The following is a 13,176-nucleotide window of genomic DNA, read 5'->3' on the forward strand; positions in this document are numbered from 1 at the left end:
CTCCGGAACCACCGCACGGTGAGTGACCGCGTCCGACGAGGCTGGCCGAAAGGACTGTTTTGCAGGAAACCGTGGCTGTAGCGGCAGTGACTTTCGACAGGCCGGATGACGTACAGACACTCCTGGAGGCTCTCGCGAGGCAGGATCACCCGATCGAATCGGTGGCCCTCGTCGACTCGGGCACCTCGGACGTAGCTGCCCTGGCAGAGCGCTCGAACGCTCCGGTGAACTACATCCGGTCCCGCACGAACCTCGGTGGGGCGGGAGGATTCTCCCTCGCAATCCTCTCGGCCATGGCCAGCGGAGCTGAGTGGATCTGGATCATGGACGACGACGCCCACCCTGAGGACACTGCTGTCCTCAGTAGCCTGATGGAGGCTGCGCGCTCCCGCAATCTCGACGTCGTTGTCCCGCTGATTGTTGCGCCTACTGATTCGACCAGGCTCTCCTTCCCCTTCCGGATTCAGGGTCGTACGACTCACGACCGGGAACAGGTTGGGAAACTTGGCTTCATTCCGGATATTGCGCAATTTTTCAATGGCGCCCTTATTCGCACCAGTGTCTTCTTCCGAGTGGGATTGCCGGACCTGCGGCTCTTCATCCGGGGCGATGAAACCGACTTCATGCTTCGGCTTCGCCGTGCGGGTATCCCTTTCGGCACCGTCACAACCGTTGCCCTGAGCCATCCTCCGGGATGGGCCGAAGTCCAGCACGTGATCGGTGACCGACTTCATGTGCTGGTGCCGGAGACGCCGTTCAAGCGCTTCTACTTCTTCCGCAACCGCGGTCATTTGACCCGCCGGTACCTGCGCGGACGCTCATTCATCGCGGACGTGGTGGGGTACCCGCTCTACTACCTGCGTCGCGGCGATGTTCGCGGACTTGCGGGCTGGGCACGCGCCTACTCAGCGGGAGTACGGGGACGCAGCTTCGGGCCGCCGTCGGACTTTGGGTTCTGAGTTGGAGGTGACGTACCCGCCGGTTACCGTGGTTGTCGCCACGTTCAACCGTGCAGATTACCTGGCGCGCCTGCTCGATTCACTCGGGAAACTGGATCCGGCGCCTGCCGCCGTCGTGGTGGTCGACAATGCAAGCACGGACTCCACGACCGAGGTGCTCGAAGCGGCCCGCGTGGCGTTGCCGGTGCCGCTGACTGTGCACCGGCTGCCGGTCAACGCCGGCGGTTCCGGTGGATTTTCCGCCGGGGTGGAGCGTGCACTGGCCGATGGAGCCGAATGGGTCTGGCTGATGGACGACGACGTCGAGGTCCTCCCGGACGCGCTCGCGGCGTTCGCTCCCTGGCAGCACAAGTACAGGTGCCTGCACGGCAGGCGCCTCGACCATAACGATGAACCGTTCTTCTGGCAGCACAGGTTCAACGCGTTCCTCGGCGTCCATTTTCCGGTACCCGGTGACGTCTTCGTGAACTCGCCGGTCTTTCGAACCAATGTCGCCTGCTTCGAGGGCGTATTGCTGCATTCCGACGTCGTCCGCGCGGTGGGGCTGCCCGACCCGCGCTTCTTCATCAACGGGGATGACACCACGTACGGCTGGTTGATTTCCCAGCGCGAGCCGGTTGTCTACCTCGACGAGTTCGTCCTGCGGAAGGCCCGTCCGCAGAAGCAGATCGACCTGGGCGTGCGGCACCTGAACGACTCGAGCAACCTTGGCCGGTACTGCGGCATGCGCAACCGCGGCCACCTGGCGAGGTACCTGATGGTGCACGGGCGTTATAACAGGTTCGGATTCGGCATCGGCACCGCGCTGACTGCGGCGAAGGAACTGCTGCGGCTCGTAGCTGTCGAGCGCACCCTGTCGGGGGTGGGGTCGCTCTGGAACGGATGGCGGGAGTCCCGGTTCCTCCTGCATGACCCCGATTGGCAACCTATGCCGGCGCTTGACCGTGGAACGGAGCGCACCGCATGACGTGGTCTGTTGTGGGTGGCAGCGGGTTCATCGGCGGCGCCGTCCTGACGTCGCTTCGTGCGGCCGGCGAGACGGCGCGCCCTGTCGCCGCCCCGCGCGTCGCGTCGTCGGCGCGCACGCCGGGAGAGATTGCCGCTGAAGCGGACCGCCACTCCGACGCCGTGGAAGCACTCGCGCGGGAACTGGCCGGATCCACCGTGGTCGTGAACGCTGCCGGAGCCGCATCCCCCAAGAGCCCGGCGTCACCGGAGCTGACCGGGGCCAATGCGCTTCTGCCCGTTCTGGTCGCGCGCGCCTGCGCTGCCGCCGGGGTGAGACGGCTTGTGCACCTGAGCAGCGCCGCCGTACAGGGCCACCGACCGGTACTGGACGAGTCACCGGAAACAGAACCGTTCTCCCCCTACTCCCGCAGCAAGGCGCTCGGAGAGGAATCGCTCGCCCTGCTCAGCTCCGGTGCTCTGGAGGTTGTTTCAGTTCGCGCCACCTCCGTCCAGGGCGCCGCGCGCCCGACGACGGCGGCCCTGGCTCGGCTGGCAGCGTCGCCTCTCGCGTCGGTCGCCTCTCCCGGCACAGCGCCGAGCCCCCTCACCTCGGTTGATGCGCTGGCGGAACTGGTGCGGCAGGTGGGGCTTCATGACGGTCCAATGCCTGCCATCGTGCTGCAGCCCTGGGAAGGGATGACGGTACGAAGCGTGCTGGAAGCCACCGGGGGCACTCCCCTGGTGCTGCCGGCACCGCTCTGCCGCCTGATCCTGCGCGCCGGGTACGGTGTCTCAGCGCTGCTGCGGGAACGCCTGCACGGATCGATCCGTCGGGTCGAACTGATGTGGTTCGGCCAGGATCAGATTGCCGGATGGACCGCTGAGCAGCGCATCACGCTTCCTGCCAGGGTCAGTTCAATCCTTGAGCAGGCCGGGGCGCGTCGACGCGGTCCTCGCCGGGCTCCGTGATCCGGTCCGCGGCGGGGTCGTCGTCGTCGGTGGATGCGTCGTCGTCGGTGGATGCGCCCGGCTCAGCAGGCGCGCCGTCGTCGGTGGATGCGTCGTCGTCGCTGGTTCCAAGGACAATTCCCGGAACTACCGCGCGCATCTCCTCGAAGGAAATGGCCCCCTCGCGGACTATCACGGGCAGATCACCGGTGGTGTCCACAATGGTCGATGCGCCGGCATCGGCGGAGCGGGGACCGTCCTCGAGGTACACCTCCACGGCGTCGCCGAGTTGCTCATAGGCTTCGGCGGCAGTGGATGCAGCGGGGCGCCCGGTGCGATTCGCTGAGGAGACCGCGAGCGGGCCCGTCAGGATGAGCAGATCCAGCGCAACGCGGTCATTGGGCATGCGCAGGGCGACGGTTCCATAGGTGTCACCGAGATCCCAGGTCAAAGACGGCTGGGCGTGGCAGATGAGCGTCAGTCCTCCGGGCCAGAACTCCTCCGCGAGCGTGCGCGCCTCGAGGCTGATGTCAATGGCCAGCCCGTCCATTGTCTGCCTGCGCGGAATAAGGACCGGCGGCGGCATGCTGCGGCCCCTTCCCTTGGCTTCAAGCAGGGCAGCGACTGCCTGTGGGGAGAACGCGTCCGCGGCAATCCCGTACACCGTGTCGGTGGGAATCACCACGCACTGCTTTGCCGCAAGCGCGCGCTGCGCACGCGCAATTCCCTCGCTGCGCTCGGTGGGGTCTGAACACTCAAAAGTGGCACTCACGGCTGCCATCCTTTCATTTACTGCCTGCCCATGGCACATCGGTGCGAACTGCGGAGGTGGCCCGGTCCCGTCCGGTGAGGTCCTGATGCGTACGCACCGACGTCCAGGAAGGGTTTGCGCCCAGGATCCGGGACAGTGCCGCGGCTTGCACCTCGGCGTGTTCCATGACGAAGTAGCCGCGCGGCTTCAATAGACGTGCCGCTGCGTCGGCTGCGGCGAGGGGCAGCCGCAGTCCGTCGGCACTCCCACCGTACAGCGCGATCTCGGGATCATGCTCGGCCACCTCCGGATCACGCGGAACAGCCTCGGTGGGAATGTACGGAGGGTTGGATACCACGACGTCGAACGTCCCGTCGTGCTCACCCAGCGCCTTTGCGTAATCCCCTTTCACCAGCGTGACCGGCAGCGCAGCGAGATTGCGTTCTGCCCAGGCATACGCCAGATCGCTCAGTTCGACGGCGAACACCGTTGCGTCGGGCACCTCCTGCGCGATCGAACCGGCAATCGCGCCGGAGCCGGTACCGAGGTCCGCAACCCGCGCGCCGGGTACCACCCGGGCTGCATCGATGGCGAGCTGAGCCACCGATTCAGTTTCCGGACGAGGGATGAAGACGCCCGGTCCTACCGCGAGGTCGAGAGCCCGGAAGTGGGCAACACCGGTGATGTGCTGCAGCGGTACGCGCCTTGATCGCTCAGCGACCAGTTCGTCGTACCGTGCCGGCGCGTCGGCTCCGATCAGCGCGAGCGCCCGGACCCGGCCTACGCTCTCCCCCAGCAGATGGGCAGCGAGCAGCTCCGCGTCTGTCCGGGGACTGGGCACACCTGCGTCCGCCAGTGTCGAAGCAGCGTTTCGCAGGGCATCGGCGAGCGACTCCATGATGTTTGGCGTTGAAACTATGCGTCGTCGCCGATGGCGGCCAGGCGGGTCTGCTCGTCAAGCTCGATGGCGGACTGGATCACCGGTTCGAGTTCACCGTTCATGACGGCGTCAAGGTTGTACGCCTTGTAACCGGTGCGGTGGTCGGCGATGCGGTTTTCCGGGAAGTTGTACGTACGGATACGCTCCGAGCGGTCCATGGTGCGCACCTGGGACTTGCGGATGTCGGAGTTCGCGGCGTCGATCTCTTCCTGCTTGGCAGCCAGGATGCGCGAACGCAGCACGCGCATCGCCGCTTCACGGTTCTGGAGCTGGGACTTCTCGTTCTGCATGGCGACGACGATGCCCGTGGGAAGGTGGGTGATGCGCACGGCGGAGTCGGTGGTGTTCACGGACTGGCCGCCGGGACCCGAGGACCGGTAGACGTCGATCTTGAGGTCGTTCTGGCTGATTTCGACCTCTTCCGGCTCATCAACCTCGGGAAGCACCAGCACACCGGCAGCAGAGGTGTGGATACGGCCCTGCGACTCCGTAACCGGCACGCGCTGCACCCGGTGCACGCCGCCCTCGAACTTCAGGCGCGCGTACACGCCCTCAGCGGGATCGTTGGATGAACCCTTGATGGCCATCTGGACATCCTTGTAGCCGCCGAGATCGGACTCGGTTGCGGAGATGATCTCTGTCTTCCAGCCGCGCGACTCGGCGTACCGGGTGTACATACGGAGCAGGTCGCCGGCAAACAGTGCAGCTTCGTCGCCGCCTTCACCGCCCTTGACCTCGATGATGACGTTGCGGGCGTCATTGGGGTCCCGTGGGATCAGCAACCGGCGGAGGCGCTCCTGGGCGGTGGCCAGCTGCTCTTCCAGTTCAGGGATTTCCGCAGCGAATTCCGGGTCGTCGGCCATTTCGCGTGCGGCTTCGAGGTCGTCCTGCAGTGCGTTCCACCGGGTATGGGCTTCGACGATCCCACTCAGTTCCGCGTAGCGTCGGCCAAGCTTCCGTGCCAGTGACTGATCGGCATGTACGGCCGGATCGGACAGCCGGACCTGCAGGTCAGCATGCTCGTCGAGCAGGCCCTGAATGGACTCAAACATGGCAGACACAACCTCTTTCGGCTCCTTCGAGCCAGTCTAGATTAGGACGGTTTCGTCGTCCCGTTTCGGAGCGACGGTGGCTTAACGCGGGAAGCCGCTCGAGACATGCCGGCCAGGGAGTGGCTTCGGGCCTGTCGGAGCGCGGAGCGCGAGTCCGACAGGACGAAGCCTCCGCGCGCAGGGGCGGGGCCGGCATGTCTCGAACGGCTACTTAGCTAATCGTTGTCGCTCTTCGATCCCAGTGTGGTCTTCTGGACCTGCATGAGGAACTCGACGTTCGACTGCGTCTCCCGGATCTTGTTGGTGAGCAGCTCAAGTGCCTGCTGCTGCTCCAGCCCGGAGAGGACGCGGCGCAACTTCCACATGATCTTGACCTCGTCCGGAGAGAGGAGGTTCTCTTCGCGGCGGGTACCGGATGCGTTGACATCGACAGCCGGGAAGATGCGCTTGTCCGCGAGATTGCGGGACAGGCGCAGTTCCATGTTGCCGGTTCCCTTGAACTCTTCGAAGATCACTTCGTCCATCTTCGAACCCGTCTCAACCAGCGCGGTGGCGAGAATGGTCAGCGAACCGCCGTTCTCGATGTTGCGGGCTGCACCGAAGAAGCGCTTCGGTGGGTACAGGGCAGCGGAGTCGACGCCGCCGGACAGGATACGGCCCGACGCCGGAGCGGCCAGGTTGTAGGCACGTCCGAGGCGGGTCATGGAGTCCAGAAGGACGACGACGTCCATGCCCATCTCGACCAGGCGCTTGGCACGCTCGATTGAGAGTTCGGCCACGGTGGTGTGGTCATCGGCGGGGCGGTCGAAGGTGGAGGCGATGACCTCACCCTTGACGGTGCGCTGCATGTCGGTGACTTCCTCGGGACGTTCGTCGACGAGGACCATCATGAGGTGTACTTCGGGGTTGTTCACCGTGATCGCGTTGGCGATTGCCTGCAGGATCAGGGTCTTGCCGGCTTTCGGCGGCGAGACGATGAGTCCGCGCTGGCCCTTGCCGATCGGCGCCACGAGGTCGATGACACGCGGGCCGATTTTCTTGGGCTCCGTCTCGAGGCGCAGGCGCTCGGAGGGGTACAGCGGTACGAGCTTCGCGAAGTCGACGCGGTCTTTCAGCTCTTCGGGGTTCTTCCCGTTGACTGAGGTCAGGCGCACCAGCGCGTTGAACTTCTGTCGCGTGCTGTTCTGGTTCTCACCTTCGCGCGGCGCACGGATGGCACCGACGACGGCGTCGCCCTTGCGAAGTCCGTACTTCTTGACCTGAGCCAGGGAGACGTAGACGTCGTTAGCGCCCGGGAGGTACCCGGACGTCCGAACGAACGCGTAGTTCTCGAGGACGTCAAGGATGCCTGCAACGGGCAGCAGAACGTCGTCGTCGGTAACCTCGACGTCGTCGACATCGGGGTTCTGACTGCGGCCCCTCCGACGCTCGTTGCGGTCCCGGAACCGGGTGTTGCGATCTTCTTCGCGGTTGTTCCGGTTGCGGTTGCGGCGGTTGCGGCTGTTGCCCTCGTCGCGGCTCTCGTCGTTCGAGCGGCGCTCGTTGCGGTTGTCGCGGCCGTCCTCGCTAGAGCGGCGCTCGTTGCGGTTGTCGCGGCCGTCCTCGTTGGAACGGCGCTCATTGCGTCGCTCATTGCGGTCGCGGCGGTCGTTGCGGCGGTCTCCCTGGCCTTCGCCCTGTCCGTCCGCGGCTTCCGCGCTGTCGCCGCCCTGTTCGGTGCTTTCAGCCTCGGGGGCTGGAGCAGCCTGGGTCTCTGCCTCTGCGCGTCGTCCACCACGGCGGCCGTCGCGGCTGCGGCGTCCGCGTTCAACGGTTTCGCCGTCAGTTGCTGCATTCTCCTGCGCCTGGCCGGCTTCAGCATCAACGGGCGCGGCATCAGCAGGCGCAGCCGTTGCCGGCTCGGCGGACACGGCGTCCTGCGTGGTCTGCTCGGTCTTGACGACCCCGTCGCTGCCGGCGCGCCGGTTGCGGTTGCGGGTGCGCGAAGGCCTCTCGGCAGGCTCCGATGCCTGTTCCTGCTCGGGCGCAGCGGCACCGTTCTGGACGGCGCCGTTGCGGGTGGCAGGCGCCGCGTCTTCCTGGACGGGAGCTGCTGCTGTTGTTGCCTTGGGTCGGTCCGCTACTGCCGAACCGCGCTGGTGGTCGGAGATTGCAGCCACCAGGTCGCCCTTGCGCATGCGGGAGCCCACGGAAATGCCTAGCTGGCCGGCAAGGGCCTGCAGTTGAGCGAGCTTCAGTCCGGCAAGCCCGGAACTCTTGGAAGCTGGTGCGCCGTTCGTCTCGGCGGCTTGAGTATCCACGCCTGTCGGCAGGTCAGTGGTTTGAGTCACGAAGGATTCCTTCCCCCTCGTCGGGCGATCCATCTCTGATGTGGATCGCGGTTTGGTTTGCCCGCCGCCAAGTCAGAAGAGTTGGTAGCTAAGGTTTTCGGTGCTGACCGGATGCTCTCCGGTGGGGCCGAGCTGAAACCTCTAACCCCAGTGCGGAGCAGTCACCACGTGACGAGCTGCCGCATCAGGTTCTGGGAGGTACACCTGAGATTGAGCCACTGCTGACACACAGGCAGTTTCACGACGGTCACAGAGTGTGACGGCCAGATCAACAGAAGCACATCTGAGTACGGAATTGCCTTCGTGATATCAATGCGTGATTAGCGTCAGCGATACAAGCTGGCTATTACCGTTGGTGCACCTTCACTTTAGCACCTTCTGTGTCAACGTTCAGCCGAAGAACACGCCATTCAACGCTGTCCTCTTCGCCGGCGACAATGCGCTCGACGGCCTCAATGACCGCCGATGCCTGTCCCTCGCCGACAGCGAGGGTCATGACGGTGGGACCGGCGCCCGAGATGACGGCAGCGAACCCTTCCGCACGCAGCGCCCGCATCAACGTTGCACTCTGCAGCATGGCCTGGGCGCGGTAGTCCTGATGCAGCAGGTCCCGGGTCCCTTCGAGAAGGAACTCCGGCGCTGTTGTCATCGCGTGCACCAGGAGTGCCGCCCGCCCTGCATTCGAGGAAGCGCTGTTGTGCGGAACAGAGGCGGGGAGCAATGCGCGGGCCGCCTCCGTGGACAATTCGCTGGCAGGAATGGCCACGACGGGCACAAGATCAGGGTGTACCGGAATGATGGTGCTCTTGTAGGCCCGGCCGGTTTCCCAGGACACCGCCAGCGATCCCAGCAGTGCCGGCGCAACGTTGTCAGGGTGCCCCTCAAGCGTGGAACACAGCTGCAGCACCGCTGGACCGTCCATCTGGGCGGACTCCGGCAGCAGTGCGTTGGCCGCCAGAACCGAGGAGACAATCGCAGCAGCCGAGGATCCAAGACCACGGCCGTGCGGGATGACGTTGCGGGTTTCGATCTCGAGGCCCGGACTGGAGAAACCCGCACGCTCGAGGGTGCCCAGTATGGTGGCGGCGACAAGGTGTGTCTCATCTCTGGGAAGGGTTTCCTCACCCTCCCCCGTGACCGTCACCGTCGTCGTGCCGGAATCAGTGGTCCGGACGAGGATTGAGTCGTACAGGGTGACCGCCAAGCCGAGGCTGTCAAAACCCGGACCCAGGTTGGCGCTGGTCGCCGGCACTTCGACCGACACCTCCTGCCCGGAAGCGACTACAGCTGCCGAGGTCACCGCCTGTGCTCCACTAAGCATCTGCCGGCTGGCCCACGTGCGCATCGGCGAGACCCAGCGCGCCGGCGACACTGACGACGTCGAACTCCACCTTGGTGGGCTCGACATCGGAGCCGTCCGCTGCCTTCAGCGCCCACTGCGGGTCCTTGAGGCCATGGCCCGTCACAGTGATCACGATGGTCTTGCCCTGGGGCACCTCGCCGGCGGCGTGCTTCTTGAGCAGCCCGGCCACTCCTGCAGCCGAGGCGGGCTCAACGAAGACACCCTCACGGGATGACAGCCAGCGGTGCGCGTCAAGGATTTCCGTGTCCGTCACTGCCTCGATGAGTCCTTCCGACTCATCCCGCGCTGCAATGGCTTGCTCCCAGGACGCCGGATTACCGATGCGGATGGCCGTGGCGATGGTGTCAGGTTCGGTTACGGGATAGCCCTTCACGAGCGGAGACGCGCCCTCGGCCTGGAATCCCCACATCACCGGAGTCTTGGTGGACACGGCGGGAAGCTCTCCGGCCGTCTGCGAGGTGTAAGGCTGTGAATACTCCTTATAGCCCTTCCAGTAAGCCGTGATGTTGCCGGCGTTGCCGACCGGGAGCAGGTGGTAGTCCGGAGCGTCACCGAGGAAGTCGACAACCTCGAACGCGGCGGTCTTCTGTCCCTCAATGCGGGCCGGGTTCACCGAGTTGACGAGGAACACCGGGTAGGACTCAGCGAGCTTCCGGGCGACCTCCAGGCAGTTATCGAAGTTGCCGTGGACCTGAAGCAACTCGGCTCCGTGCGCGATGGCCTGGCTCAGCTTGCCCATGGCGATCTTGCCGTCCGGGACGAGCACCGCGCAGGTCAATCCAGCCTGTGTGGCGTAAGCCGCGGCAGACGCGGAGGTGTTGCCGGTGGACGCGCACACGACTGCCTTGGCACCGGCCTCCACAGCGGCGGTGATGGCCATCGTCATACCGCGGTCCTTGAAGGATCCCGTGGGGTTCATCCCCTCAACCTTCAGGTACACACTGCACCCGGTCAGCTCCGACAGCGCCGGTGCGTGCACCAGGGGCGTTCCACCCTCACCGAGGGTGATCACCCGCGTCGATTCCGTGACGGGCAACCGGTCAGCGTATTCGCGGATTACTCCGCGCCATTGGTGAGCCATCAGACTCCCTCTACTCGGAGGACGGAGGTCACCGCGTTGATGACGTCAAGGTCCTGGATGTGTTTCACAGTCGCCGCCAGAGCGGATTCCGGCGCGCGGTGCGTCACGATCCGGAGTTCCGCACTGGCTGCACCGCCGTCGGCTGCTGGATGGATGGTCTGCCGCATGGTCTCGATCGACACGCCATGCTCGGCGAACAGGTGGGCGATCTTGGCGAGCACGCCCGGCTGGTCAGCGACGTCGAGCCCGATGTAGTAGCTCGTGTTGACCATGTCGATGCTCAGGGCGGGAACATGGCCGGTAGTGGTCTCGGTGCGTCCGGGACCACCGAGGACCATGCGCCTGGCCGAGCTGATCACGTCACCAAGGACGGCAGAGGCGGTGGGGGTTCCTCCTGCGCCCTGACCGTAGAACATCAGCTCCCCGGCATTCTCGGCCTCAACGAAGACGGCGTTGAAAGCACCGCGGACGGCCGCGAGCGGGTGCTCGCGCGGCAGCAACGTGGGGTGGACCCGAACGCTGACGCCGTCGTCGCCCGCGGCGTCCTTGATCAGCTCCGCGATGGCGAGGAGCTTGATGACAAACCCTGCATCCTTGGCGGCGGCGATGTCTTCTGCGGAGACCGAGCTGATGCCCTGGCAGTGGACGTTCTCTAGCGCGAAGCGCGTGTGGAAGGAGAGCGAAGCGAGAATCGCGGCCTTGGACGCGGCGTCGTATCCCTCGATGTCGGCCGTCGGGTCAGCTTCTGCGTACCCGAGACGCTGTGCATCGGCCAGTCCGTCCGCGAACTGGGCGCCCGTGCTGTCCATCTGGTCGAGGATGTAGTTGGTGGTGCCGTTCACGATGCCGAGCACGCGGGTGATGCGGTCGCCGGAGAGGCTGTCGCGGATCGGCCGGAGAATGGGGATCGCGCCGGCGACTGCTGCCTCATAGGACAGCTGCACGTGGGCAGCGTCCGCCCGCTCATACAGCGTCGGGCCGTCCTGAGCGAGCAGCGCCTTATTTCCGGTGACGACAGTGGCCCCGTGGTCGATCGCCCGCAGGATCAGCGTGCGTGCCGGCTCAATCCCGCCCATGAGTTCGATGACGATATCCGCACCCTCGACCAGAGCCTCGGCGTCCGTGGTGAACAGCTCACGCGGCAAATCAGCTTCACGGGGTGCGTCGATTGTCCGCACGGCAATGCCCGTGAGCTCCAGACGCGCACCGACGCGGGCGGCTAGATTATCGGCGTCCTCGAGAAGGATCCGCGCAACCTGCGATCCGACGTTTCCGCAACCGAGCAGCGCAACTCGCACTGTTCGGTTGGCACCGGTGGGATTGGTGGCGTTCATCAAATCGATCAGGCTCCTGCTTTCAGAGTTGCTCGGTCGTTGCTCTGCCCGCGCGGCACATCGCGCGAGAGCAGGTCTTCCTCGGTTTCGCCGCGCACGATCACGCGGGCTTCTCCGTCCTTCACCGCGACGACGGGAGGGCGGGTGAGGTAGTTGTAGTTGCTGGCCAGAGACCAGCAGTAAGCACCCGTCCCGGGTACCGCGATGAGGTCACCGTATGTGGTGTCCCCGGGCAGGTAGGCGCTGCGCACCACGATGTCGCCGCTCTCGCAGTGCTTGCCGACCACGCGCGACAGAACCGGCTCCTCGACGGAGGTGCGGGATGCCACCGTCGCTGAGTAGTCGGCGTCGTACAGCACAGGGCGGGCGTTGTCGCTCATGCCGCCGTCCACCGACACATAGCGCCGCGGATGGGAGCCGCCGTCGAGGTCCACCTGGACGGTCTTGGTGGTGCCTGCCGTGTACAGCGTGAGGGTGCTGGGACCGACGATGGCGCGGCCGGGCTCGATCGAGATCCGCGGCGCGCGCAGCCCGTGCCCGGCGCAGGCATCACCGACGACGGCGGCCATCGCCTGCGCGATGACGGCTGGGGAACGCGGGGTGTCGGCTTCGGTGTAGGCGATGCCGTACCCGCCGCCCAGGTCGAGTTCTTCCAGCTCGACGCCGTGGCGGTCGCGCACCTCGGCGAGGAACCCGAGCAGCCGGCGCGCCGCCAGCTCGAACCCCGCGGACTCGAAGATCTGCGACCCGATGTGGCTGTGAACTCCCAGCAGGTGAATACAGGGGTGGCCAAGCGCAGCTGCGACGGCCTGCGCGGCAGGTGAGTCCCCACCCGGCGACGACGGAGCCAGGGAGAGCCCGAACTTCTGGTCCTCGTGCGCGGTGGCGATGAATTCGTGGGTGTGTGCGTGCACGCCGGGGGTGAGACGGAGCATCACGTTGGCGGTCGCACCGCGGGCCTGCGCCAGCGCACCCACCCGCTGCAGCTCATCAAGGCTGTCCACGACGATGCGTCCGAGCTGCAGGTCCAGCGCGCGGTTCAGTTCGGCATCGGACTTGTTGTTGCCGTGCAGCGCGAGCTGGCGCCCCTGCAGACCTGCCCTCATGGCGACCGCGAGCTCGCCGCCGGAGGATGTATCCAGACGGAGGCCTTCTTCGGCAACCCAGTGGGCTACCTCCGAGCATAGGAAGGACTTGCCCGCGTAGTAAACGTCGACTCCCCCGCACAGATCCCGGAAGGCAGCATTGAACGCATCCCGGAAGCCGCGGGCACGGGCACGAAAATCTTTCTCGGACACCACGTAGACGGGCGTGCCGAACTGCTCGGCCAGGTCAGTGACCGCAATACCGTCAACCGACAGGACGCCGTTGCGCCCCCTGGTGACAGTGGATGCCCACAGGGCGGGATTGAGAGAATTGACGTCCTTCGGGTAGGACAGCCATTCGGGGGCGAGAGGTGAGGCAGGCACG

11 protein-coding genes are annotated in these 13,176 nt (G+C 65.7%); 3 read left to right on the forward strand and 8 right to left on the reverse strand.

Annotation, left to right across the window (positions count from 1 at the left end; all coding sequences use genetic code 11):
* The first annotated feature begins 59 nt into the window (after window positions 1-59).
* From M1D74_RS10355 to M1D74_RS10365, 3 genes are read left to right on the forward strand one after another with little or no spacing between them, the layout of a single operon-like run.
* Window positions 60-959, forward strand: coding sequence for a glycosyltransferase (locus M1D74_RS10355; protein WP_309072055.1), 900 nt, complete (start codon window positions 60-62; stop codon window positions 957-959).
* A gap of 7 nt (window positions 960-966) precedes the next feature.
* The gene (locus M1D74_RS10360) at window positions 967-1,926 is read left to right on the forward strand and encodes a glycosyltransferase (RefSeq protein WP_458115260.1); all 960 of its coding nucleotides are present in this window, start codon (window positions 967-969) and stop codon (window positions 1,924-1,926) included.
* Window positions 1,923-2,876, forward strand: a complete 954-nt coding sequence (locus M1D74_RS10365; protein ID WP_458115261.1) for an NAD-dependent epimerase/dehydratase family protein — start codon at window positions 1,923-1,925, stop codon at window positions 2,874-2,876. Before M1D74_RS10360 ends, M1D74_RS10365 begins: the two co-directional genes overlap by 4 nt.
* Here the strand turns inward: M1D74_RS10365 and M1D74_RS10370 are convergent.
* From M1D74_RS10370 to lysA, 8 genes are all read right to left on the reverse strand, one after another.
* Complete coding sequence (locus M1D74_RS10370; RefSeq protein WP_458115262.1) at window positions 2,818-3,636, reverse strand: L-threonylcarbamoyladenylate synthase; 819 nt, start codon at window positions 3,634-3,636, stop codon at window positions 2,818-2,820. The genes M1D74_RS10365 and M1D74_RS10370 overlap by 59 nt on opposite strands.
* A 4-nt stretch (window positions 3,637-3,640) precedes the next feature.
* On the reverse strand, window positions 3,641-4,504 hold the full coding sequence (prmC, locus tag M1D74_RS10375) for a peptide chain release factor N(5)-glutamine methyltransferase (RefSeq protein ID WP_309072272.1): 864 nt from the start codon (window positions 4,502-4,504) through the stop codon (window positions 3,641-3,643).
* Window positions 4,505-4,521: 17 nt separating this feature from the next.
* Complete coding sequence (gene prfA / locus M1D74_RS10380) at window positions 4,522-5,598, reverse strand: peptide chain release factor 1 (RefSeq protein ID WP_458117174.1); 1,077 nt, start codon at window positions 5,596-5,598, stop codon at window positions 4,522-4,524.
* Window positions 5,599-5,813: 215 nt separating this feature from the next.
* Complete coding sequence (rho, locus tag M1D74_RS10385; protein ID WP_458115263.1) at window positions 5,814-7,928, reverse strand: transcription termination factor Rho; 2,115 nt, start codon at window positions 7,926-7,928, stop codon at window positions 5,814-5,816.
* 346 nt (window positions 7,929-8,274) lie between these two features.
* Complete coding sequence (gene thrB / locus M1D74_RS10390) at window positions 8,275-9,249, reverse strand: homoserine kinase (RefSeq protein WP_458115264.1); 975 nt, start codon at window positions 9,247-9,249, stop codon at window positions 8,275-8,277.
* Complete coding sequence (thrC, locus tag M1D74_RS10395) at window positions 9,242-10,372, reverse strand: threonine synthase (RefSeq protein WP_458115265.1); 1,131 nt, start codon at window positions 10,370-10,372, stop codon at window positions 9,242-9,244. Before thrC ends, thrB begins: the two co-directional genes overlap by 8 nt.
* On the reverse strand, window positions 10,372-11,706 hold the full coding sequence (locus M1D74_RS10400; protein ID WP_458115266.1) for a homoserine dehydrogenase: 1,335 nt from the start codon (window positions 11,704-11,706) through the stop codon (window positions 10,372-10,374). The genes thrC and M1D74_RS10400 overlap by 1 nt, the downstream gene beginning before the upstream one ends.
* An 8-nt stretch (window positions 11,707-11,714) precedes the next feature.
* Complete coding sequence (gene lysA / locus M1D74_RS10405) at window positions 11,715-13,175, reverse strand: diaminopimelate decarboxylase (RefSeq protein WP_458115267.1); 1,461 nt, start codon at window positions 13,173-13,175, stop codon at window positions 11,715-11,717.
* Window position 13,176 lies beyond the last annotated feature (1 nt).

The sequence above is a fragment of the Arthrobacter sp. D2-10 genome (genome assembly GCF_054161285.1).

What these genes read in the sequence shown, in the direction of transcription:
- prmC (WP_309072272.1), bottom strand. Translation starts at nt 4,504, where the DNA reads ATGGAGTCGCTCGCCGATGCCCTGCGAAACGCTGCTTCGACACTGGCG.
- M1D74_RS10365 (WP_458115261.1), top strand. Translation starts at nt 1,923, where the DNA reads ATGACGTGGTCTGTTGTGGGTGGCAGCGGGTTCATCGGCGGCGCCGTC.
- M1D74_RS10400 (WP_458115266.1), bottom strand. Translation starts at nt 11,706, where the DNA reads ATGAACGCCACCAATCCCACCGGTGCCAACCGAACAGTGCGAGTTGCG.
- thrB (WP_458115264.1), bottom strand. Translation starts at nt 9,249, where the DNA reads ATGCTTAGTGGAGCACAGGCGGTGACCTCGGCAGCTGTAGTCGCTTCC.
- M1D74_RS10370 (WP_458115262.1), bottom strand. Translation starts at nt 3,636, where the DNA reads ATGGCAGCCGTGAGTGCCACTTTTGAGTGTTCAGACCCCACCGAGCGC.
- prfA (WP_458117174.1), bottom strand. Translation starts at nt 5,598, where the DNA reads ATGTTTGAGTCCATTCAGGGCCTGCTCGACGAGCATGCTGACCTGCAG.
- thrC (WP_458115265.1), bottom strand. Translation starts at nt 10,372, where the DNA reads ATGGCTCACCAATGGCGCGGAGTAATCCGCGAATACGCTGACCGGTTG.